22 protein-coding genes are annotated in these 20,963 nt (G+C 63.9%); 6 read left to right on the forward strand and 16 right to left on the reverse strand.

Features of this window, described 5'->3' with window-relative positions:
• Positions 1–11: 11 nt before the first annotated feature.
• Genes queC through ybgC form a run of 9 tightly spaced genes read right to left on the reverse strand, consistent with a single transcriptional unit; the run spans position 12 to position 6,494 of the window.
• Positions 12–704: a 7-cyano-7-deazaguanine synthase QueC gene (gene queC / locus CEW83_RS18095; protein WP_108950597.1), complete on the reverse strand. Its 693-nt coding sequence runs from the start codon at positions 702–704 to the stop codon at positions 12–14.
• A 45-nt stretch (positions 705–749) separates the two neighbouring features.
• Positions 750–1,418 carry a 7-carboxy-7-deazaguanine synthase QueE gene (queE, locus tag CEW83_RS18100; RefSeq protein ID WP_108950598.1) on the reverse strand — a complete coding sequence of 223 codons (669 nt, stop codon included), beginning with the start codon at positions 1,416–1,418 and terminating at the stop codon, positions 750–752.
• Between the two features lie 3 nt (positions 1,419–1,421).
• Entirely contained in the window at positions 1,422–2,135 is a 714-nt protein-coding gene (ybgF, locus tag CEW83_RS18105) for a tol-pal system protein YbgF (protein ID WP_108950599.1), read from the reverse strand.
• Positions 2,135–2,656, reverse strand: coding sequence for a peptidoglycan-associated lipoprotein Pal (pal, locus tag CEW83_RS18110; protein WP_108950600.1), 522 nt, complete (start codon positions 2,654–2,656; stop codon positions 2,135–2,137). The genes ybgF and pal overlap by 1 nt, the downstream gene beginning before the upstream one ends.
• Before the next feature lie 42 nt (positions 2,657–2,698).
• Positions 2,699–3,979, reverse strand: coding sequence for a Tol-Pal system beta propeller repeat protein TolB (gene tolB / locus CEW83_RS18115; RefSeq protein WP_108950601.1), 1,281 nt, complete (start codon positions 3,977–3,979; stop codon positions 2,699–2,701).
• A 45-nt stretch (positions 3,980–4,024) separates the two neighbouring features.
• A complete protein-coding gene (locus CEW83_RS18120) occupies positions 4,025–4,948 on the reverse strand; it encodes an energy transducer TonB (protein ID WP_108950602.1) in 924 nt (307 codons plus the stop codon).
• A complete protein-coding gene (locus CEW83_RS18125) occupies positions 4,945–5,358 on the reverse strand; it encodes a biopolymer transporter ExbD (protein ID WP_108950603.1) in 414 nt (137 codons plus the stop codon). The genes CEW83_RS18120 and CEW83_RS18125 overlap by 4 nt, the downstream gene beginning before the upstream one ends.
• An 18-nt stretch (positions 5,359–5,376) precedes the next feature.
• Positions 5,377–6,051: a protein TolQ gene (gene tolQ, locus CEW83_RS18130; protein WP_108950604.1), complete on the reverse strand. Its 675-nt coding sequence runs from the start codon at positions 6,049–6,051 to the stop codon at positions 5,377–5,379.
• The gene (gene ybgC / locus CEW83_RS18135) at positions 6,048–6,494 is read right to left on the reverse strand and encodes a tol-pal system-associated acyl-CoA thioesterase (RefSeq protein WP_108950605.1); all 447 of its coding nucleotides are present in this window, start codon (positions 6,492–6,494) and stop codon (positions 6,048–6,050) included. The genes tolQ and ybgC overlap by 4 nt, the downstream gene beginning before the upstream one ends.
• A 205-nt stretch (positions 6,495–6,699) precedes the next feature.
• Here ybgC and CEW83_RS18140 point away from each other — a divergent pair, with 205 nt between their 5' ends.
• The 4 genes from CEW83_RS18140 to CEW83_RS18155 all read left to right on the forward strand — a co-directional run bounded on the left by CEW83_RS18140 (position 6,700) and on the right by CEW83_RS18155 (position 10,870).
• Complete coding sequence (locus tag CEW83_RS18140) at positions 6,700–7,869, forward strand: STAS domain-containing protein (protein WP_199915155.1); 1,170 nt, start codon at positions 6,700–6,702, stop codon at positions 7,867–7,869.
• Positions 7,870–7,940: 71 nt separating this feature from the next.
• Positions 7,941–8,477 carry an ATP-dependent protease subunit HslV gene (gene hslV / locus CEW83_RS18145; protein WP_108951514.1) on the forward strand — a complete coding sequence of 179 codons (537 nt, stop codon included), beginning with the start codon at positions 7,941–7,943 and terminating at the stop codon, positions 8,475–8,477.
• A gap of 19 nt (positions 8,478–8,496) precedes the next feature.
• Complete coding sequence (hslU, locus tag CEW83_RS18150) at positions 8,497–9,828, forward strand: ATP-dependent protease ATPase subunit HslU (RefSeq protein WP_108950606.1); 1,332 nt, start codon at positions 8,497–8,499, stop codon at positions 9,826–9,828.
• A 166-nt stretch (positions 9,829–9,994) separates the two neighbouring features.
• Positions 9,995–10,870 (forward strand): AEC family transporter, encoded by an 876-nt coding sequence (locus tag CEW83_RS18155; protein WP_108950607.1) that lies wholly within the window; start codon positions 9,995–9,997, stop codon positions 10,868–10,870.
• 17 nt (positions 10,871–10,887) lie between these two features.
• On the opposite strand, the gene CEW83_RS18160 is transcribed toward CEW83_RS18155, so the two are convergent.
• Both CEW83_RS18160 and CEW83_RS18165 read right to left on the reverse strand, forming a co-directional pair.
• Positions 10,888–12,807: a diguanylate cyclase domain-containing protein gene (locus CEW83_RS18160; protein ID WP_159099498.1), complete on the reverse strand. Its 1,920-nt coding sequence runs from the start codon at positions 12,805–12,807 to the stop codon at positions 10,888–10,890.
• A 43-nt stretch (positions 12,808–12,850) separates the two neighbouring features.
• Positions 12,851–13,252 carry an RNA-binding S4 domain-containing protein gene (locus CEW83_RS18165; RefSeq protein ID WP_108950609.1) on the reverse strand — a complete coding sequence of 134 codons (402 nt, stop codon included), beginning with the start codon at positions 13,250–13,252 and terminating at the stop codon, positions 12,851–12,853.
• Positions 13,253–13,433: 181 nt separating this feature from the next.
• Here CEW83_RS18165 and CEW83_RS18170 point away from each other — a divergent pair, with 181 nt between their 5' ends.
• The gene (locus CEW83_RS18170; protein WP_108950610.1) at positions 13,434–14,138 is read left to right on the forward strand and encodes an AzlC family ABC transporter permease; all 705 of its coding nucleotides are present in this window, start codon (positions 13,434–13,436) and stop codon (positions 14,136–14,138) included.
• Positions 14,135–14,461: an AzlD domain-containing protein gene (locus CEW83_RS18175; protein WP_108950611.1), complete on the forward strand. Its 327-nt coding sequence runs from the start codon at positions 14,135–14,137 to the stop codon at positions 14,459–14,461. Before CEW83_RS18170 ends, CEW83_RS18175 begins: the two co-directional genes overlap by 4 nt.
• 16 nt (positions 14,462–14,477) lie before the next feature.
• Here CEW83_RS18175 and CEW83_RS18180 read toward each other — a convergent pair whose 3' ends face one another.
• From CEW83_RS18180 to CEW83_RS18200, 5 genes are all read right to left on the reverse strand, one after another.
• On the reverse strand, positions 14,478–14,723 hold the full coding sequence (locus tag CEW83_RS18180) for a ferrous iron transport protein A (protein ID WP_108950612.1): 246 nt from the start codon (positions 14,721–14,723) through the stop codon (positions 14,478–14,480).
• An 11-nt stretch (positions 14,724–14,734) separates the two neighbouring features.
• Positions 14,735–16,711, reverse strand: a complete 1,977-nt coding sequence (feoB, locus tag CEW83_RS18185) for a ferrous iron transport protein B (RefSeq protein WP_108950613.1) — start codon at positions 16,709–16,711, stop codon at positions 14,735–14,737.
• Between the two features lie 116 nt (positions 16,712–16,827).
• A complete protein-coding gene (locus CEW83_RS18190) occupies positions 16,828–17,508 on the reverse strand; it encodes a Fe2+-dependent dioxygenase (RefSeq protein ID WP_108950614.1) in 681 nt (226 codons plus the stop codon).
• On the reverse strand, positions 17,502–18,638 hold the full coding sequence (locus CEW83_RS18195; RefSeq protein ID WP_108951515.1) for an alpha-hydroxy acid oxidase: 1,137 nt from the start codon (positions 18,636–18,638) through the stop codon (positions 17,502–17,504). Before CEW83_RS18195 ends, CEW83_RS18190 begins: the two co-directional genes overlap by 7 nt.
• 62 nt (positions 18,639–18,700) lie before the next feature.
• Entirely contained in the window at positions 18,701–20,953 is a 2,253-nt protein-coding gene (locus CEW83_RS18200) for a TonB-dependent receptor (RefSeq protein WP_108950615.1), read from the reverse strand.
• Positions 20,954–20,963 lie beyond the last annotated feature (10 nt).

Genomic DNA, 20,963 nt, shown 5'->3' on the forward strand with positions numbered 1-20,963 from the left:
TCTATTTGAAATCAGGCGCTTCGGTGCTGGTATGGCGTGGGGTCGGGAATGCCTGCAGCTTCGAAACCGGCGCGGCGCAGGCGGCAGGCGTCGCATCGGCCGCAGGCACGACCATCGTCTGCGGCCTGATAGCACGACACGGTCAGTCCGTAATCCACGCCCAGTGCGGTTCCGCGGCGCACGATGTCGGCTTTGGACAGAGTCATCAGCGGCGCATGAATGCGCAGGCCGTGGCCTTCGATGCCGGCCTTGGTGGCGAGGTTGGCCATGGTCTGAAAGGCCTCGATGAAGGCGGGACGGCAATCCGGGTAGCCGGAGTAATCCACGGCATTGACGCCGACGAAGACGTCGCGCGCGCCGAGCACTTCCGCCCAGGCCATTGCGATCGACAGCATGACGGTATTGCGGGCAGGGACGTAGGTGACCGGGATGCCGTCAGCCTCGACGTCTTCGGGTACGGCGATGCCCGGATCGGTCAGGGCCGAACCGCCGAACTGGCCCAGCTCGACACGGGCGAGGCGGTGCTCGCTGGCGCCAAGGGCCTCGGCGACGCGTTTCGATGCGGTCAGTTCGGCGACATGGCGCTGGCCGTAGGCGACGGACAGGGCGTAGGTTTCAAAGCCCTGCTCGCGGGCGATGGCCAGGCAGGTGGCGGAATCCAGCCCGCCAGACAGCAGGACGATGGCGCGGGGCGTTGAAGTCATGGAAGAGCTCCGGGCAAATCAGGTGGTGCGCACGAAGCGCGTGGTTCAGCGGCCGCGGGCGTCCTGCCACAGCACCTTGTGCAGTTGCAGCTGGAAGCGCACGGGCAGGCGGTCGCGTACGATCCATTCGGCCAGTCTGGCCGGGTCGAGCTTGCCGGCAACCGGCGAGAGCAGGACGGTGCAGCGGGCAGCGAGGTCGTACTCGGCAATTCTGGCCTTGGCCCAGTCGTAATCGGCTTCGTCAGCCAGCACCATCTTGATCTCGTCGCGCGCGTTGAGCAGCGCGATGTTTTCGAAACGGTTTCTCGCAGATTCGCCGGAACCCGGTGCCTTGAGGTCCATGATGCGCGAAACGCGAGGATCGACGGCGCTGATGTCGAGCGCGCCGCTGGTCTCAAGCGATACCGAATGCCCGGCATCGCACAGTGCGGTGAGCAGCGGAAGGCAGGCAGTCTGTGCCAGCGGTTCGCCACCGGTGACGCACACCGAGTGCAGGCCGTGGCTGGCCACGTCTTCGAGTACGGATTCGAGACTGACGGATTCGCCACCCTTGAAGGCATAGGCGGTATCGCACCAGGTGCAGCGCAAGGGGCAACCGGTCAGGCGGACAAATACGGTGGGCAGGCCGACGCGGGTCGACTCGCCCTGCAGTGAAGCAAATATTTCCGACAGCCGCAAAGTCGTGCTGCGACTGACGTTTTCCTGATCTGCCATGACTTAGCGCTTTGCCAGTCGTTGCTTCGCAGCCTGCGCGGCGTTAGACGACGGGTAACGTTCAATCAGGGTCTGCAGCGTGCGCTGGGACGTTTTCGGATCGCCCATGGCTTGCTGGCTGTTGGCAAGGCCGAGCATGGCGTCAGGCGCCACCATATCGTTGGGCCACTTGCCGAGCACAGTATTGAAGTGCCGGCTGGCTGCTGCCGCGTCCTTGTTCTGCAAGGCTGCATTGCCCGCCCAGAAGTGCGCACTGGGGGCGCTGGCGTTGTCGGGGTAGCGAACGATGAAACTCTCGAAAGCCGTCATGGCTTCGCGCGCCTTGCCTTCCTTGAGAAGGTTCAGTGCAGCTTCGTATTCGGCAGCTTCTTCTGCCGCGTTTCCACCTGCTTGCGGTGCGGTCTGGCCCGCGGTTTCGAGCGCGCGCATGCGGGCATCGAGGTCGACGTAGAAATCGCGTTGACGCTGCTTGAGCGACTCGACTTCATTGAGCACGACTTCGAGCTGGCCACGCAGCTTGGCGACTTCTGCGCGCAGCTTTTCGTTCTGGTTGGCCAGTTCGAGCTGCCCACGATTGGACGTTTCGATCCGGCCTTCCAGATCCTGCCGCATCTCGGTGATCTGGCGGCGCGCGTCAGTGTCGTCGAACAAGCCCGCTTGCGCGGGCCCGGCCATAGACAGTGCGACAAGCGCCGCCAGTGGCAGGAGGCGAATCATCAGAACTCACCCGAGTACAGGATGTCGCCACGGCGGTTCTGCGCGTAGCAGGCTTCCGACGCGTCGGTGCAACGCGGCTTCTCTTCGCCCAGGCTGACGGACTCGATCTGCGATTCCTTGGCGCCGAGCAGGCTCAGGGCCTGACGCACGGCGTCGGCACGCTTCTGGCCGAGTGCGAGGTTGTACTCACGGCTGCCGCGTTCGTCGGTGTTGCCCTGCAGGAGCACCTTCATCTGCGGGTTCTGCACCAGGAAGCGGGCGTGCGCTTCGATCAGCGCCTTGCCTTCACTCTTGATGACGAAGCTGTCGTAGTCGAAGTACACGCTGCGCTTGGACAGGATGTTGTTGGGATCGGTCAGCGCAGCGATGCCGGAGCCGGACATGCCCGGTGCGGTTACGGTGGCGACACCGGCGCCCGCGCCGGTACGATCTTCAACCTTGGCGCCGGTCGCATCGGTGCCGGTGCTGGAGCAGGCGGCAAGGAGGGCGGACAGCAGAGCGGGCAACAGCAGTTTTTTCATGGATGTATCTCCAATTTGATTATGCAAGGGACAGCAGCGTTGTTACCTTTGCAAGGGACCCCATGCGGGCTCCCTCACATCAGCGGCCTGCACCGAAAGGCGTTGCTTCACCCGGCCATCGGACGATACGGCCGCAAGCACTCCACGCCCACCGGTTTCGGTGGCGTAAAGGATCATGCGGCCATTTGGCGCGAAGCTTGGAGATTCGTCACGCGCCGAATCGGTGAGGATCGTTGTCTGGCGGCTGGCGAGGTCATTCACAGCCACCTGAAATTTGCCGTTGCTGCGGGTGATGAAGGCGAGCAGCTTGCCGTCGGCCGAGGGGCGCGGCGTCACGTTGTAGCTGCCTTCAAAGGTCACCCGCTGGGCGTTGCCGCCGCTGGTCGGAATGCGATAGATCTGGGGGCTGCCGCCGCGGTCGGAGGTGAAATAGATCCACTGTCCGTCGGGCGACCATGCCGGCTCGGTATCGATGCCGGCCGAGCTGGCCAGACGACGCACGCCCGAGCCGTCGGCATTGAGCACATAGAGCTGCGACTGTCCGTCCTTGGTCAGCACGACTGCGAGCTGACCGCCATCGGGCGACCATGTCGGTGCGGAGTTGGAGCCCTTGAAGTTGGCGACCACCTGACGCTGGCCGGTTGCCAGGGTATGGATGTAGATGATGGGCTTCTTGGCTTCGAAGGAAACGTAAGCCAGACGCTGGCCGTCGGGCGACCACGCCGGCGAGATGATGGGCTCGCGGGACACGAGTGCAGCCTGCGCATTCATGCCGTCGGCGTCGGCGATCTGCAGCTCGTAGCGCGCACCGCTCTTCACGACGTAGGCAATGCGGGTGGCGAAGTAGCCGGGCAGGCCGGTGAGCTTCTCGTAGACGAAATCCGCGATGCGGTGGCCGGTAAGCCGGTTCTGTGCCGGCGCCATCCGCAGCGACATCGCGCCCAGTTCGACCTGCTTCTGGGTGTCGAACAGACGGAAGCGCACTTCGTAGCGGCCGTCGGATTGCGGCAGCAGGGAGGCACTCAGCACCGCGTCGGCACCGCGGCTGCGCATGGCGGCGAGGTCGGGCACGCGCGACTCGGGCAGTGGGAGGGGGCCGATGTCGACAAGGCTGAAGAGCCCGCTGCGTTCGAGGTCGGCGCGGACGACGTCCGAGATGCCGCGTGGCAGGCTGCTTTCGTTTTCGAACACCGGGATGATGACCGGGAAGCGCGAAGCGCCGGCACCGGTGATCTCGATGGAGAGCTGCGCATGCGCGCCGAGTGCGAGGCAGGCAAGCGCTCCGGCGAGCAGCAGACGGAAAGAGGCGAGGATTTTGGTCATAACGTGGTGCACAACAATGTTGTCGATTATAGCCATAGGGTGACCTTATTCATCCAGAGGACGGAATTTCAGTTCCAGCGTACGCTGAAAAAGTTCCCGTTGGGCCGGCAAAGGCAGGGGACTGGAGCGCCGGATTGCGCGCTCGATCGCATCGTCGAGCGCAGGAATGCCTGATGAACGTTTCAGCCGGATGACCAGCACCTCGCCGCTCGGCAGCTGGTCGACCTCGAATACCGCCTCAGGGTTGCCGCTGAGGCCGGGCGGGCTCAGGAGGTTGCCGCGGACCTTGGTGCGGATCGCGTTCTGGTAGGCGTCGATCTCGCCCTTGGTGCGCGCCGAGGCGGCGCGCGCAGCCTCACCGCGCATCATGCCTTCGACCTTTGTGCGATCACTTTCCTGCTCCAGCAGCTTGGCCATGTAGTCGTCCTTCGGCGGAACGACCGGCTTTGGAGGCTCGGGTTTCTTCGGCTCAACCTTGGGCTCGGGCTTTTTCGGCTCCGGCTTGGGCTCGGGCTTCTTGGGTTCGGGTTTTGGCTCCAGCTTCGGCGGTTCCGGTTTCTTGGGCTCGGGTTTGGGCGGCTCCGGCTTTCTCGGCTCGGGCTTGGGTTCGGGCTTCGGGGGCTCCGGCTTCTTTTCCGGCGCCTTGGTCGCAATCTCGGGCTTGACCACAGGCTTGGGGGGCTCGGGCGGCGGCACTGGCTTGGGTACCGGCTTTGGCTCCGGTTTCGGCTCGGGCTTGGGTTCGGGTTTCGGGGGCTCGGGTTTGGGCTCCGGCGCGGGCTCGGTCTGCGGCGCGGGACGGCTGGGCGGGGCCGAGACGAGCTCGACCTCGAGCGAGGCCGGCGGCTTGCTCTGCCAGTTGACGCCGAAGAACAGGAACAGCGCCAGGCCCACGTGGACCAGGACGGTCAGCGTGAGCGATGCGAATTTCCCGGGTTGCTCCTGCGGGCGGTGACGTTCTTCGTTCATTGTCCCCGGTTGCCTGATTGCGTCTGCAGGCTGATCTTCTTCACGCCCAGCTCGCGAGCGGTTTCGAGAATGTCGATCACCTTCTGGTACTGGAGCTCGCTGCTTGCTGCGACCAGGAAGGGCTGTTCCGGATTGCTGGCGATGGCCTGCTTCAGCTCACGCTGGAACTCGAGGCTGGACAGCTTCTTCGAGCTTGCGCTGCTGCTTGCCCGCAAAGCGAGCGAACCGTCCTTGCTGACCTCGATCACCATCGCTTCTGCCGGGGGCGCGGCGAGGGGGCCGGACGAGGGTACGTCGATATTGCCCGGCTGTACCATCGGCGCAGTCACCATGAAGATGACGAGCAGCACCAGCATCACGTCGATGTAGGGCACGACGTTGATCTGGTTCATGAGGCGGCGTTGGCGCATGTCTTGCCTCCCGACCGCTTAGCGCAGGTGCCGCTGAAGAATGTTCGAGAACTCTTCCATGAAGCTCTCGAAGCGGATGCTGACGCGGTCGATGTCATGGACGAAACGGTTGTAGGCCACGACTGCGGGGATGGCCGCAAACAGGCCGATTGCCGTGGCGACAAGCGCTTCGGCAATGCCGGGGGCAACCTGTGTGAGCGTTGCTGCGCCGACGTTGGCGAGGCCGCGAAAGGCGTTCATGATGCCCCAGACGGTGCCCAGCAGGCCGATGTAGGGTGACACCGAGCCGACCGACGCCAGAAACGCCAAGTGGGCTTCGAGGTCGTCGACTTCGCGCTGGTAGGTGGCCCGCATCGCGCGGCGTGCACCGTCGATGGTGGCCGTCTGGTCGTGGCTCTTGGCGCGCAGCTTGGTGAATTCACGGTAGCCGGATTCAAAGATGCGTTCCATGCCGCCGCTGTGGTGGCGACCGGCCGAAGCCGACTGAAACAGGCCGTTGAGGTCCCCGCCGCTCCAGAAGTCGCGCTCGAACTCGGCCGTTTTCGCGCGGGCAGCCCGGATCTGGAACCACTTGCGGAAAATCCAGTACCAGGACACCAGCGATACGGTGGCGAGCAGCGCCATCACCAGTTGCACGAGTACGCTGGCCTGACTGATCAGGCTGAGAATGGAAAGGTCGTGGGAGACAGTCATGCTGTTTGGTGTTTTTCGAGTTGGGTGCGGACGGCATCCGGAATCGGCGCCGGCTTGTTGCGGTTCCAGTCGACACAGGCAATCTGGATGCTTGCGTCGAACAGGAGGGTGTCGCCACGCATCACTTTCTGACCGAAGATGATGCTGGCGCGGCGAAGCTGATCTATCGTGCTGACAACGGCAAGCGCGTCGTCGAGGCGGGCGGGCGAGCGGTAATCGGCCCTGACCGAACGTACGACGAAGGCGAGACCGTCTTCAGCGAGCATGCGCTGCTGTTCAAAGCCGATCGCACGCAGCCACTCGGTGCGCGCGCGCTCGCAGAAACGCAGGTAATTGGCGTAGTAAACGACGCCTGCCGCGTCGGTGTCTTCGTAATAGACACGAACAGGCAGGACGAAACCGGGCGGGAACGCCGGGTCTCCGGGCGTATGATTCGTTTGCATTGCAGCATTCTAGCCGAGCAGCCTGACTGGTTTGTGGTTCATTGGTGGCAAGGTGTTTGCAAAAGGTAAGCATTCGTTTCCTGCGCGGGGCGGGGCGGGCCTGCGGCGGGTGTGAGATTCTGCTGCGCAAGCACCTGTGCTGAAGTGATATGCTTTCAGGCCGGTCAGTACTGGCATCCCCGCAATCATTCTGGTTGATTCAGGCGTGGCGCTTCCCTTTTTCGGCAAGAAACCCAATTCCGCACCCGGCGAGCAGCAGCATACGCCGGCTACTCCGGACGCGCGGCGCTCACAGTCTCCGCGTACCGAGCTGTCTACGCTCGATTTTTCGGGCGGTGACGTCAATCGTGCCCTGGCGCAATGCGCCGGCATGGTGGAGGTGCAGGAGGTCGGTGCGGGCATCGGCGCCATCTATGAAGAGGCGGCGGTACTCTACGCAAATGGCAATGTGGCTGAAGCCGAGCGTGTGCTCGACTTCGTGATCGAGGATTCCACCAATTCGGCCGGCGAAGGCCTGTGGATGATGCTGCTCGATCTGTACCGGCTCACCGGGCAGCGTGAGCGCTTCGAGTCACGCGTACTCGATTACGCCACCCGCTTCGAGCGTTCTCCACCGCCATGGGTGGATCTCTCCTGTCAGCCGGGGGCACGGCGGGGGGATGTCGCGCCGCTGATCAATCTCTCCGGCAATCTCTCGGGCCAGGCCGCGCCGCAGTTCCAGCAGATCTGCGTGATTGGCCGCAAGAGCGGGGCGATCAGGATCGATCTCGGGCGTTTGCGCGCTGTCGACGATACCGGCTGCGGTCTGCTGAGCAAGACCCTTGCGCAACTGGCAAGCGACCGGGTGCGGGTGTCGGTGCTCAATGCGGCGCAGCTGGTCAATATGTTGCAGGGGCAGGTGGCGCCCGGGCGCTGCGACAATCGAGAAATCTGGTTGCTGATGCTCGAGTTGCTGCAATACACGGGTGAGCACGAGCGTTTCGAGGATCTCGCGGTCGATTATGCCGTCACCTTCGAGGAGTCGCCGCCGTCCTGGGAGTTCAAGTCCCAGCAGAAGGCGGCGGAAGATACGGCGGTGCTCGACACCGCCGAGCGTGGCGGGGACGCTTTCCGTTTCGAAGGCGAATTGACCGGCGCCTCCAACGAGCCCATCCGCAAGCTCGCCGCGCATGCGTCCGGGAAGCAGGTGGTGACGGTGGACTGCAGTCGCCTCAAGCGCATCGATTTCGTCGGTGCCGGTACCCTGTTCAACATTCTTGCCACCTTGCAGTCTCAGGGTAAACTCGTGGTCATGCAGAATGTGAACGCCATGGTCGGTGCGCTGCTGCGTGTCATGAGCGTCGATCAGGTTGCCCAGGTGACGCTGCGCCCCTGAGCAACGCCATTGGCGGCAAGCGTTCGCCAGCCAGGCTGCAAGCCCCACACCAATTCCGGCAAGGATTCATGATGGAACAGTATCACGGCACAACCATTCTCTCGGTGCGTCGCGGAAACCGCGTCGCGCTCGGCGGCGACGGTCAGGTCACGCTCGGCAATATCGTCATCAAGGCCTCGGCACGCAAGGTGCGCACCCTGTACCAGGGCCGTATTCTGGCGGGTTTCGCGGGGGGGACGGCAGACGCCTTTACGCTGTTCGAGCGCTTCGAGGCCAAGCTGGAAAAGCACCAGGGCAACCTGCTGCGCAGTGCCGTCGAACTCGCCAAGGACTGGCGTACCGATCGCATGCTGCGCCGCCTCGAAGCCATGCTCGCGGTGGCCGATCGCGACCATTCGCTGGTGATTACCGGCAATGGTGACGTGCTCGAGCCCGAGCAGGGGATCGTCGCCATCGGCAGCGGCGGTGCCTATGCCCAGGCCGCCGCGCGCGGCCTGATCGAGAATACCGAACTCACGCCGCAGGAAGTGGTGGCGAAGTCACTCGCCATCGCTGGAGACCTGTGCATCTATACCAACCAGTGCCACACCATCGAAGTGCTGGACTGACCTCTTTTCGAGTGCCCTCATGACCCAGATGACCCCACCCGAGATCGTGTCCGAACTCGACAAGCACATCGTCGGCCAGAATCGAGCCAAGAAGTCGGTGGCGATTGCACTGCGCAACCGCTGGCGGCGCGCCCAGGTGGCCGAGCCCCTGCGCAGCGAGATCACGCCGAAGAACATTCTCATGATCGGCCCGACCGGCGTCGGCAAGACCGAAATCGCCCGTCGCCTGGCGCGGCTGGCCAACGCCCCCTTCATCAAGATCGAGGCCACCAAGTTCACCGAAGTGGGTTATGTCGGGCGTGATGTGGAGACGATCATCCGTGATCTGGTCGAGATCGCGATCAAGGATGGACGCGAGGAAGCGATGCGGGTGGTGCGTGACCGTGCGCTCGACGCCGCCGAGGACCGGGTGCTCGATGCCCTGTTGCCGCCCGCACGCGGTGCCGGTTTCAATGCCGAGCCCGAAACGCAGGATTCGACCACGCGGCAGAAATTCCGCAAGAAGCTGCGCGAAGGCGAGCTCGATGACAAGGAAATCGAGATCGAGCTGGCGGCGTCGCCTATGCATGCCGAGATCTTCGCCCCGCCGGGCATGGAGGAGCTGACCCAGCAGATTCAGGGCATGTTCCAGAGCATGGGCAACGGCAAGCGCAAGCAGCGCAAGCTCAAGATCGTCGACGCGCTCAAGCTTCTGGTCGAGGAAGAGGCCGCCCGTCTGGTCAATGACGAGGAGGTGAAGACCGCTGCAGTGAAGGCGGTCGAGCAGAACGGCATCGTCTTTCTCGATGAGATCGACAAGATCGCCGCGCGCTCCGACTCGCAGGGAGCGGACGTCTCGCGCCAGGGTGTGCAGCGCGACTTGCTGCCCCTGGTCGAAGGGACGACGATTTCGACCAAGTACGGCATGGTCAAGACCGATCATGTGCTCTTCATCGCCAGCGGTGCCTTCCATCTGTCGCGGCCGAGCGACCTGATCCCTGAGCTGCAGGGGCGCTTCCCGATCCGGGTCGAGCTGGATGCGCTGTCGGTTGAGGATTTCGAGTGCATTCTGACCAGCACCGATGCCTGCCTCACCCGACAGTACGAAGCGCTGCTCGCGACCGACGGCGTGACGCTCGAATTCAGGCCTGACGGCATTCGTCGCCTGGCCGAAATTGCCTATCAGGTGAACGAAAAAACCGAGAACATCGGTGCCCGACGGCTCTATACCGTGATGGAAAAGCTGCTCGAAGAGGTTTCCTTCGACGCCGGCAAGATCGGGCTCACGGCGCTGGTGGTCGATGCGCCTTACGTCGATACCCGGCTTGAGGTTCTGGCCGAGCGGGAAGATCTCGCGCGTTACGTCCTTTGAGTGCGCTCCGCGAATGCCGGTGCCAGCCATGCGGAACGATGGCGTCGGCATTCATCCGTGTCGGGCGCGGCGTTCTGACGCAGAATGACGATCTTTCAGGACCGGGTGTAACCGGCTCTGCGTTTGTACACGGCGTGCATGTCGCGCTGCATTTTCGGTAGCCATCATGCTCATACGCATCGTCTCGATCCTGTTCCCCCTGTTTGCGATTACCGCGCTGGGGTATTTCGTCGGCAAGCGGCTGAAGCCCGACATGTCCCACGCCAACAAGCTCAACATGGACGTGTTCGTGCCGGCGCTGGTGTTTGCCGCGCTGGCAAACAAGGAGTTTCACATCTCCGAGTACATGCCGCTGCTCGGGGCCACGCTGATCATGGTGCTGGGCGCGGGCGTACTGGGCTGGGTGACGGCCCGCATTGCAAAGGTCGATCCCAGGACCTTTGTGCCGCCGCAGATGTTCAACAATTGTGGCAACCTGGGGCTGCCGCTTGCCGTGCTGGCCTTTGGCGACGAGGCGCTGGCGCCTGCGGTGGTGATGTTCATGGTGTCGAACCTGCTGCATTTCTCGTTCGGGGCCTGGCTTCTGGACCACAACATCCGGATTGCAACGGTCTGGCGGGTGCCGTCAGTGCTGGCGACCATGGCCGGTCTGGTGGTTGCCGTTTCCGGAATTGAGGTGTGGTCGCCGCTGATGCTGGCGATCAAGATGCTGGGCGATATCGCGATTCCGCTGATGCTGTTTGCGCTTGGCGTGCGGCTCAACGATTCCCGCATCACTTCGGTCGGTCTTGGCGTGTTTGCCGCGGTGGTGCGGCCGGTGACCGGCATGCTGCTGGCGTGGGGGGTGATGCTGCTCATCGACCTGCCACCTCGCGAACAGGCCCTGCTGCTGGTCTTTGGCGCCCTGCCGCCGGCGGTCCTGAATTACATCTTCGCCGAGCGCTACCATCAGGAGCCGGAGAAAGTGGCGTCCATGGTGTTGATCGGCAATCTCTTCGCGATGCTGTTTCTGCCGGTTGCGCTCGCCCTGGCGCTGGTCTGAGTGCCTGAGCCCCGTTCTCAGGGGAGGGGGCCCGCCATGGTGTTCAGCCCGCTTCCGCTGCGTTTGCTGCGATACATTGCAGCGTCTGCCCGGCTCAGCAGTTCGGCAAAGCTCGTGCCGTGGTCGGGGAACATCGCCATGCCGATGCTGGCGCGGACGAACCAGTTGCGGCCGTCGACGTTCAGCGGCAGGGCGAGATCGCGCGTGAGTCGGCCCGCCGCAGCACGGACGTCCACCTCGTTGGCCGGCTGACCGAGCAGGATCACGAACTCGTCTCCGCCGAGCCTTGCCACGGTGTCGCTGTCACGCAGGGCCAGTTGCAGGCGGGTCGCCACGGTAGCGAGAACGGTGTCGCCGGTGGCGTGTCCCGCGTTGTCGTTGATCTGCTTGAAGCCGTCGAGGTCGATGACGAGCAGCGCCGCACGTCCGCGGTGGCGGCGCGCGGCGCTGAAGGTCATTTCAGCGCGCTGCTCGAGCAGGCGCCGGTTAGGCAACTTGGTCAGCGAGTCGAAGAACGCCAGGCGCTCGATTTCGGCTTCGGCCTGCTTGCGCGCATCGATATCCGATACCTGCGCCAGCACGGCTCCAATTGTGCGTTTTGAGAGTTGGTTGCCGAGGCGGATCTCGATCCAGCGCGGATCGGCATCCGGGCGCGCGAGGCGGCACTCAAGCGCAATCGGGGGGCCGTCCGCGACCACTTTGCCAAAGCCTGTCCGCACCGCATCTGCGTCCTCTTCGACAACACTGCTCCACAGCGGTCTGCCTTCCCACTGTACCGGCGGCATACCGGTGATGCGGGCGGTCGACGCATCGGCACTGCGCACGACGCCGTCGGCATCGATCTCGAGCACGCAGTCCAGCGCCTGCTCGGCGAGGGCCTGGTTGCGCGCAGCGCGGCGGATGCGCTGCTGGGTAAGATGGGTGATCGTGCCGGCCATCAGCGCGCCACCGATCATGAGGAGCACGATGACCGGCATCGGGATCAGGTGGAGTTCGGCGTTGCGGGGGGTGAAACGGATATCCCAGCGACGACCGCCGTAGATGTGTGTCCGGTGCAGCATTTGCCGGTAGGGCAGGGTTTCGTTATTGATCGCGTCGTCTTCGAAAAGAACCGTGGGAAAGGTGTCCAGGCCCTCTTCTGAGCCCAGGTCGACGATCTGCAGGTGGAAGCGGCGGCGCAGCGCCGGTGCAATGGCGGTGTGGATGAGATCGTTGACGAGAAAGGATGCAGCGACGGTCTGCTGGTTGGATAAATGACCGTTCCAGCCCGGCGTGCTGACCGGAGCCAGTATCAGCACCGCAATGGCGTTGGGTGCCTGCTGCAGACGGATCGGTGGCGTGGCAGCGAAGCCGTGACTGCGCGCGCGCGCGATCGCGAGGCGACGGACCTCGCTGCTCATGAGGTCGTAGCCGAGGGAGCGCTGGTTGCCCAGCGGCGGGTGAATGGTCTCGACGACGTGGTGGGTATGACCGGGTTCGACCGGGTAGATGTCAAAACCAGCGTAGGCAGGGTCATACTCCGAAAGTGTCTTGCGGACCCATTTCACATACGCTTCCCGGTCATCCTCGCTGACCTCCCGGTTGAAGGCAAATGCGCGCAGTCCGGGCAAGGCCTGTTCAATCTCGAGCGCGCGTGCATAACGCGCAAACTTGGCAACGGTGACCTCGTCGCTGCCGAGATAATGCGCGCGCAGGCCGAGTACGGCGTTCTGGTAGAGCACGGTCTGCTGTATCAGCGAGACCGTGGCCTGATCGACCGTGCGCGCGAAAGCGCGTTCGGAACGCGAGGCTTCCAGCGCCTGATACTGCAGCAGGACCAGCCACTGCAAGACGATGACCGCCGCGACGACGGCCGCCGTGATCAGGGCGGAACGCCGCCGTGCCGGCAGAGTCAATGCCGATACATACGAACGCGCGGTTGGCGACGGGGAGTCCATGCTGCTGCCTTGCTCCTTACTGCTCCTTGTGCGGGCCGTGTGCTCACTCGCGCTGAAAGCGCTCGATCTGCCTGCGATCGCGTTTGGTTGGGCGACCATGCAGGCCTGCGCCGGGTGTCGCTGCGAGGCGGCGAGCCTCGCCCTCGGTTTCGCGACGCTCAATGCTCTCCGCGCTCTCTTCGTACAACAGACGAGCCTGCTCGGCAGGGCCGCGCTTTTCGGCGATGCCGCGCACAAGTACCGATACGGTGGTTTCGGCCTGGGTGATGTCGATCCGGTCGCCCGGTTTCACCGCCCGGGCCGGTTTTGCCGACGCTCCGTTCAGTTTTACCTTGCCGCCTTCCACCGCTTCGGTTGCGGCACTTCGGTGCTTGAAGAAGCGGGCGGCCCACAGCCACTTGTCGAGGCGGGTGCGGTCGGTGTCGGAAACGGGTTGGCCTGCCATGTTCGGAAGTCTTGGGAGAGGGTCGAGATCATCTCAGTAAAGTATCGCACACAGAAGCAGGGCAAACCCGCGGTCATGCGGACGCGATTACGCAAGTGTGATGGTCGATTCGTGCACAAGCGTCTATGGCTGCTGTGGCGGGCACTGCTAACCTAGTGCGCTCTTTCCTCCGGATGTGGACATGAACACCGCTTTCCGCCTTGGTGCCCGTGAAGGCTGGCGCGATTTTCTGCCGATGTCGCTCGGTCTCGTGCCGTGGGCCGTCGTGACGGGCATCGCGATGCGCTCGATCGGCCTCTCGCCGCTTGAGGCAATGGGCATGAACATGCTTGTGTATGCCGGTACCGCGCAGCTCGGCACCCTTCCCCTGATCGCCACGGGTGCGCCGCTGTGGCTGATCTTTCTGACCGCGATGGTGCTCAACCTGCGCTTCGTGATCTTCAGCGCCGCGCTCGCGCCAGCGTTTCATGGTCATGCCTGGTCGCGGCGTGCGCGTGCGAGCTATCTGCTGGTGGATGGTGTATTCGCCGTCGGTTCGGAGAAGATGCTTGCGAGCGAGGATCCCGAGTGGCGCTGGGGCTATTTCATTGCGCCGTCGGCATGGGCCTGGTGCCTGTGGCAGACCTTTGTGCTGCTGGGCACGCTTGGTGCCGAAGTGATCCCGACCGACTGGTCGCTTGAGTTCATGGTGACCATCGCGCTGATGCTGATGATGATCCCGATGGCCCGTTCCCGGCCGATGCTGGTGGCTGCGCTGGCTGGCGGCGTTTCGGCCGTGCTGCTGCGCGAGCTTCCGCTGCGACTGGGGCTGTTTGCCGGCATCGCGATCGGCATCGCATCGGGCTTCGTTGCCGAGCACTGGCAGCAGCGGAGGGCGGGCGCATGAGCGAAGGCATCTGGCTGTGGCTGACCTTCATCGCTATCGGCAGCACCACCATCCTGACCCGTGGCAGCTTCATCATGCTGGGGGAGAAGGCCCGCCTGCCCAGGGCCTTGCATCGTGCATTGCGCTACGCGCCGGCGGCAGCGCTGTCCGCCCTGGTGGCACCGGACATTCTCCTCGACGAAGGCGTGCTGCAGCCCTTCAATCCGAAGTTTGCAGCAGCCCTGGTCGTGCTCTTCTTTGCCTTGCGCTCGCGAAACCCCTGGCTGCCTTTCATCTTTGGCATGGGGCTGCTGATCCTGATGCGCAAGGGCTTCGGCTGGTAGCCGGGGCGGAGGAGGTTCAGGCCTCTTCGACCCAGACGTGGCGTGCGACAGCGTGCTCGAGCGCGAGCTCCATGTGGTCGCACAACACGACGGTCATCGGCTGCTGCTGCGTTACGCGAATGATGTGTGGCGGCGACATGCCGTAGGCGTGAAGCTGTTCGACCTGCAGCGGATCGATTTCAGTGCCGAAGTCCGCAACGCGGACCTTGCGGCCGATCGGGGTGCCGGTCAGGCGGATGCGCTCGGAGGGGGATGGGCTCATGTCGATCTCGTTCAGAAGAAGAGGCGCAGGACGTGGTTGAGTACGCCGCCGACAAAGAAGGCGGTCGGCATGATCATCGCCAGCATCAGTGCGGTGGTGCGGACGCCCTGTTCCTTGACGATCATCATCACGCTGGCGATGCAGGGCACGAACAGGGTGATGGTCACCATGCCGACGACGGCCTGAATCATGTCCAGCTGGTGGCTCAGGGCGAAGAGGCCGGTGGCGCCGAAGTCGCGGCGCAGAAAGCCCATGACGAAGGCCGCGCTGGCTTCCGGCGGCAGTCCGAGCCAGCCGGTGACCAGCGGTTTGCCGGCCTCGATGATCCACGGCAGGGCGCCGGTGCGGTCGAGCACGAACATGATCAGGGTGCCGAGCAGAAAGAGCGGGATGACCTCGATCAGGTACCACTTGAGCCGGCCACCGGTCTTCTTCAGCACATTGCCGAGTACCGGCATGCGCATGGGCGGGAGTTCGGTCACGAGCGGTACGCGTCGCCCCTTCACCAGCTTGCCAGCCAGCCAGCCAGCACTGAGCAGCACCAGGACCATGGCACCGGCCCAGATCACGGTGGCGCCGAACGAGATGCCACCGAGCAGGCCGAGCACCACGCCTAGCTGTGCCGAGCACGGAATCGCCAGCGCCATCAGGAAGATGGTGATCAGGCGCTCGCGTGGCGTGTGCAGGATGCGGGTGGTCAGTGTGGCCATGGTGACGCAGCCCAGGCCCAGCACCATCGGCAGCACTGCGCGGCCATTGAGGCCGATGGCGGCGAACATGCGGTTGGCGATGACCGACAGGCGGGTGAAGTAGCCGGAATCCTCGAGCAGGCCGAAGGCAAGAAAGAAGGTGGTCACGATGGGCAGGATCAGCGCGAGCGCGTAGGTCATGCCCATGGTCCACAAGCCGTACTCGCCCACCAGCAGGTCGGCGATCCACGCAACGGTGATGTGGGTCTGCACCAGGGTGGTCACCGCAGGGTTGAGGATCTCGCCGAAGAAGTCCTCTTCGAGCAGGCCGACCAGGGTGCTGGCACCAAAGTCACCGACAAACAGGTACACCACATAGAGCACGGCCAGCAGCATCGGCCAGCCCCAGATCCGGTGCACCGCCACTTGTCCGACCAGCAGCGACAGGCTGCGGTCCTTGCCTGCGGCTTGCTGCGACACGGTGCGCGACAGGGCTTCGGCTGCACGTCCACGCTCACGCGCGAGCCTAGCCGGAAGGGAGTCACGGCCGGTGGCCGGCGCAAGGGCGCCGACCTCTGCCAGCAGCGCAGGCCCCTCAGAACGGGTGGCGAGCCAGGCCTGCACCTCTGCATCATGTCCGAGCAGCAGGATGGCCAGGCCGCGGGCGGTCAGTCGCGGGTGAGGGGCGCGTGCAGCGATCATGGCGGTGACCTGACCGATGACGGTCTCGATCTCCGGGTCGTAGCGCAGCATCGCCGCCGGGTGGCGTGCGTGGGCGAGGGCGTCGGTCAGCGGTGCGATGCCTTCGCCGCCGGTTGCGACGGTTGCCACCACCGGTACGCCGAGTGCCTCGGCGAGTGCCGACGCATCCACCGTCACGCCGCGTGCGCTGGCCTCGTCCGTCATGTTCAGCGCCATTACCATCGGCACGCCGAGTTCTGCGAGCAGGGCGGTGAGGTTCAGCGTGCGCCGCAGGTTCTTGGCGTCGCCCACCTGCACGATCAGGCGCAGATCTTCGTGTAGCAGTGCGCGCACCGTGGCCCGCTCATCGTCGCTGCGCGAGGGCAGGGCGAGCACCCCGGGGGTGTCGAGCAAGGACATCTCGCGGTCGAAACGGGCGGGCGCCCGGGCCACCTCGACCGTCGTGCCGGGGTAGTTGGATACGTTTACGTAGGTGCCGGTCAGGCGATGGAACAGCACTGACTTGCCCACGTTGGGGTGTCCGACGAGGGCGAGGGTTGTGGTGCCCGACTCGGAAGCGGCAAGACTTGCGTGTTCGGTCAGCGTGGCCTGGGTCATTGGAAGCTCGGCGATGAAAGTTCATGGGAATGATAATGCATCGCATTAAGAGTTCTTTGATTTGGCTCAACTGCTGTTGTATCCATGCACCTGGTGTGGCTATCACCCCTGCCGCATCAGGTCACGGCCCAGCGCCGGAGCAGGTTGTGATAGACCTGCGTCAGCGTGATCAGATCGGGACGGGTGGTGCTGTCTGGCGTCAGCCCCTGAATGGCCCGGTCGAGATCGAATAGCAGGGTCCGGTCGTCCTGTTGCTGCACCATGCTTTGTATCCAGAAAAAGGATGCGATGCGTTCGCCGCGGGTGACCGGGGTGACCTGATGCAGGCTGCTCGACGGATAGAGCACCATGTCGCCGGCGCCGAGTTTGACCGCCTGTACGCCGAAGGGGCCGTCGATCTGCAGTTCGCCGCCGTCGTACTCGTCCGGCTCGGACAGGAACAGCGTGGCCGAAAGGTCCGAGCGCACGGTGAGTTCCGTGCCGCCGACCGCCATCAGCGCGCTATCGACGTGCAGGCCGTAGGCGCCGCCGTTGCGGTAGCAGTTGAACTTCGGTGGAAAGATGCGGTGGGGGAGTGCGGCGGAGATGAAGGCAGGGTGGTTGCCAAGCTTGCGCAGGATGTGGTTGCCCAGCGCAACGGCGAGTGCCGAGCCGTCTTCGAGCTGGAGATTGGTCTTTGCCGAGCGCGCCAGGGTGCCCGCGGTCATTGCACCATCCTGCCAGTCCGCAGCGGCGAGTTGCTGCCTGAAGTGCAGTACTTCGTCCTTGCTCAGGACGTTTTCGATCGGAATCAGCATGTGTGGTGCGCCCCTTTCTGTTCTTGAATCATTTCCGGGCCGATATCGTCCAGGGTCGCGCAGCCGGCAAGGGCCATGCAGACTTCGAGCTCCTCGCGCAGCGTCCTGATCAGGTGAGCCACGCCAAGCGCGCCGGCGACGGCCAGCGCATGAAGCTGAAGACGGCCGACCATCACTGCGTCGGCGCCAAGTGCGAGTGCCTTGAAGATGTCGGTACCGCTGCGAATGCCGCTGTCTAGCATCAGAGGGTAATCTTCACCCACCGCCCGGCGGATCTCCGGCAGCGCAGGCAGGCTTGCCGGCACGCCATCGAGGCTGCGGCCACCGTGGTTCGATACCACAAGCCCAGCAACCCCTTTGCTGCGGAGCTCAATGGCATCCGCGGGGTGGAGCACACCCTTGACGACCACGGGCAGCGTGGTGTGTGCGAGCAGCCAGGTCAGGTCTGCCCAGGTCGGTGCTTCGCTCATCATGCCCTGAAAGATGATGCTCTGATCCCGGTCCAGTCGAACCTGTGCGGGCGCCGGGTAAGCGGCAAGATTGACCGGCTGAATCGCGGGCGGCATGACGAAGCCTGCGCGGCGTGCGCGGATGCTCGGCGCCTGGATCGATGCGTCCAGCGTGACGACCAGGGCAGTGAAGCCAGCCCTTTCAGCGCGCCGGACCAGATCGAGGGTGTGTTCCCGGCGCGGCTGAAAATACAGCTGGAACCATTTCTCCGCGCCTGCCCGTTCGGCGACGTCCTCCAGGCGGAAGGAGGACAAGGTGGAGCACACCATGCAGGCATCCGTGGCGGCCGCGCCGTTTGCGCTCGCGAGTTCGCCTTCGGGGTGGGCAAGCCTGTGAAATGCGACCGGCGCGAGCATGACCGGATGCAGCAGCGTGCGGCCGAGCAGGCGCAGTCGCGTATGGCCCGCGCTCAGGTCGCGCAGCAGGCGGGGCCGCAGACTGAAGCCGGCGAATGCGTCGAGGTTGCTGCGCAGCGTTGTTTCCGTGCCGCTGCCGCCGTCGATATAGGCCAGTGCGCGCGGGTCGATATGCTCGCGAACGAGGCGCTCATAGTCCTGCGCGCAATGGATGTCGGCGGGAATGTGATTCAGTGCAGCCTGCGGATCTGTTATGTCGTTCATTGTGATGTGTGCAAGGGAGAAGCCCGGCCGGAACCAGGCCTCCCCCATGAATCAGCCCGGAATCAGAAGCTGTAGTCGAGCGTCAGACGCACGTTGCGCCGGTCGCCCATGTAGGCAAACGAACCCGAGCGATACACCGCGGTGTAGTACTTCTCGTCGGTGACGTTGCCGATATTGACGCGCGCGCTCAACTGCTTGCTGACCTTGTAGTTGGCAAAGAGGTCATAGACGGTGTACTCCGGCACCTCGAGCGAGGTCGCCGCGACGGACTCCGGTTCGCCTGAATATTTCTCGCTGGAATAGGTGACACCACCGCCGAAAGTGAATTTCGGCGTGAGCGCATAGCTCAGCAGCAGCGAGGCCGTCTTTTCCGGGAAGTTGCTCAGGCCTTCGCCGACGTTCGCAGCCGTCGCGGATTCGAGGATCTTCGAACTCATGACCGCAACACCGAACTGGGTGGTGAGCTTGTCGGTGAGCTTGCCGGTGAGCCCCAGTTCGACTCCCTGGATGCGGTACTTGCCGGTGTTGATGCTGCCGGTGGCTGAGTACGCATTGCCCGTGGTGTTCTCCATGACGTCGCTCTTGACCGTGCGGAACACCGCAGCGGTGGCGAGCAGCTTGCGATCCATCAGGTCCCACTTGGTGCCGAGTTCGAAGTTCTGCGACAGTTCGGGTTTGCTGTTGGCGAACATGTTGCGCCGCTCTTCGGTCGTGGTGCCACTCGGCACGCAGATGCCGCCATAGCCGCAGCTCGCGCCGACGTCGGATTCGCCGCCATTGAAGTCGCTTGAAGTGCTGTAGTTGAAGTACACATTGGCATAGGGCAGGAACTTGTAGCTCAAGCCGATGTGCCCGTTCCACAGGCCGTCTTCAAGTTCGTACTCGATCGGCCCCAGGGTACGGTCGACAACCGTGTTGTTGTAGTCGAAACGGTCGTAGCGCAGACCGCCGAACACCGTCCATTTGTCGGTCAGATCGACGGTGTCCATCGCGCTGAGCGAAACTGTCCTGACGTTCCAGTCCGAATCCTCGGCGCCCTTGACCACACGGCGGTTCATCAGGCTCTGCCAGTCGGTCTCGCTGCCGGTAACCGTGTAAGTCGTCGGCGTCGTCGTGTAGGTCCCGTTCTTGACGCTGTGGTCGGAGTACTCGACCCCGAACACGAACTGGTGCTTCATGCCCGCGATCTGCTGATCGAGATACATGTTGAGGCTGTTGGCGAAGTACTCGACATCCTGCCAGCCCTGGTGGGTACTCAGGCGGGTGCCGTTGTAGCCAGTGGCGAGATAGCCGTTTTTCGTGGTGCCATAGCGGGTCAGGTTCTCGATGCGCAGATCGGTGCTGGCCTGATAGCTCGCCCGCAGCGTATAGGTGTCGATCGTGGACGTGAGGAAGTCTTCATCCTGCAGATAGACCGGTACGTCGTCGACCACCTTGCGGGTCGTGCGGTTGATGTAGGCGCCGAGGTCAGGCGAATCGTTCGCCTCGGCGTGGTAGTAGTCCGCCGTCAGGTTGAACTGGTCGGTCGGCTTCCACAGGAAGGAGATCGCGGCACCGGAGCGGTCGCGGTCTGCCGGGTCGCGGTCCGGCACCTTCTGGTAAGCGTCGAGCACGTTTACCCGGATGGCCATGGTATCGGTGAGTACGCGGTTGCCGTCGAAGGTGAGACGGTGATACTCGTCGGTGCCGATGCCGCCGGACAACTTGGCAAAGTCGAGGTCGGTCGTGGCCTGCTTGGTGACCGAGTTGACCGCGCCTCCCGTGGCCCCGCGGCCGGCGAAGGTCGAACTCGGGCCCTTGGTGATCTCGACCTGCTCGGTGGCGAAGCTCTCACGCACCGTCATGCCGGGATCGCGCAAGCCATCGACGAAGACATCGCTGCGCGCTTCCTGACCACGGATGATGTAGCGGTCGCCGAAGGCGTTGCCGTTCTCGCCGGTGCCGAGCGTAATGCCGGGCTGCGCCTGCAGCACGTCGCGCAGGTCGGTGCGGCCGGTGTCCTCCAGTTGCTTCGCCGTCAGCACGGTGATCGTCTGCGGGGTTTCTGCCAGCGGTTTGACGTGGCGTTTGTCGCCTGAGGTCCGGGCCTTGTAGGGCACATCGGGTTCCGCGTTGGGGTTGGGGTCGATCGCAGTATCGACGACCTGTACCGCCTGCATTTCGGCTTCATTCCTTTGTGCAGCGTCATCGGCGGCGAACGACGGCATTGGCATCAGCATCACGGTCGAGATGCCCAGTGCGATACGGGTCATTCCGGTGGTGGAATTCAGGGGTTTGCGGAAGCTGTGGGGGAATTTCGCGCTGTTGCTTTTCATTGTGAGCCTT

It is taken from the genome of Parazoarcus communis (assembly GCF_003111645.1).
In the GTDB taxonomy this organism is placed as follows: Bacteria; Pseudomonadota; Gammaproteobacteria; order Burkholderiales; family Rhodocyclaceae; genus Parazoarcus; species Parazoarcus communis_A.

Coding starts and splice junctions, on each gene's coding strand:
- CEW83_RS18160 (WP_159099498.1), bottom strand. CDS start 12,807: ATGGACTCCCCGTCGCCAACCGCGCGTTCGTATGTATCGGCATTGACT.
- CEW83_RS18120 (WP_108950602.1), bottom strand. CDS start 4,948: ATGAACGAAGAACGTCACCGCCCGCAGGAGCAACCCGGGAAATTCGCA.
- hslV (WP_108951514.1), top strand. CDS start 7,941: ATGGAACAGTATCACGGCACAACCATTCTCTCGGTGCGTCGCGGAAAC.
- tolQ (WP_108950604.1), bottom strand. CDS start 6,051: ATGACTGTCTCCCACGACCTTTCCATTCTCAGCCTGATCAGTCAGGCC.
- pal (WP_108950600.1), bottom strand. CDS start 2,656: ATGAAAAAACTGCTGTTGCCCGCTCTGCTGTCCGCCCTCCTTGCCGCC.
- CEW83_RS18170 (WP_108950610.1), top strand. CDS start 13,434: ATGAACACCGCTTTCCGCCTTGGTGCCCGTGAAGGCTGGCGCGATTTT.
- CEW83_RS18200 (WP_108950615.1), bottom strand. CDS start 20,953: ATGAAAAGCAACAGCGCGAAATTCCCCCACAGCTTCCGCAAACCCCTG.
- queE (WP_108950598.1), bottom strand. CDS start 1,418: ATGGCAGATCAGGAAAACGTCAGTCGCAGCACGACTTTGCGGCTGTCG.
- tolB (WP_108950601.1), bottom strand. CDS start 3,979: ATGACCAAAATCCTCGCCTCTTTCCGTCTGCTGCTCGCCGGAGCGCTT.
- CEW83_RS18175 (WP_108950611.1), top strand. CDS start 14,135: ATGAGCGAAGGCATCTGGCTGTGGCTGACCTTCATCGCTATCGGCAGC.
- CEW83_RS18155 (WP_108950607.1), top strand. CDS start 9,995: ATGCTCATACGCATCGTCTCGATCCTGTTCCCCCTGTTTGCGATTACC.
- CEW83_RS18195 (WP_108951515.1), bottom strand. CDS start 18,638: ATGAACGACATAACAGATCCGCAGGCTGCACTGAATCACATTCCCGCC.
- ybgF (WP_108950599.1), bottom strand. CDS start 2,135: ATGATTCGCCTCCTGCCACTGGCGGCGCTTGTCGCACTGTCTATGGCC.
- CEW83_RS18165 (WP_108950609.1), bottom strand. CDS start 13,252: ATGGCAGGCCAACCCGTTTCCGACACCGACCGCACCCGCCTCGACAAG.
- CEW83_RS18190 (WP_108950614.1), bottom strand. CDS start 17,508: ATGCTGATTCCGATCGAAAACGTCCTGAGCAAGGACGAAGTACTGCAC.
- CEW83_RS18125 (WP_108950603.1), bottom strand. CDS start 5,358: ATGCGCCAACGCCGCCTCATGAACCAGATCAACGTCGTGCCCTACATC.
- queC (WP_108950597.1), bottom strand. CDS start 704: ATGACTTCAACGCCCCGCGCCATCGTCCTGCTGTCTGGCGGGCTGGAT.
- CEW83_RS18180 (WP_108950612.1), bottom strand. CDS start 14,723: ATGAGCCCATCCCCCTCCGAGCGCATCCGCCTGACCGGCACCCCGATC.
- ybgC (WP_108950605.1), bottom strand. CDS start 6,494: ATGCAAACGAATCATACGCCCGGAGACCCGGCGTTCCCGCCCGGTTTC.
- hslU (WP_108950606.1), top strand. CDS start 8,497: ATGACCCAGATGACCCCACCCGAGATCGTGTCCGAACTCGACAAGCAC.
- feoB (WP_108950613.1), bottom strand. CDS start 16,711: ATGACCCAGGCCACGCTGACCGAACACGCAAGTCTTGCCGCTTCCGAG.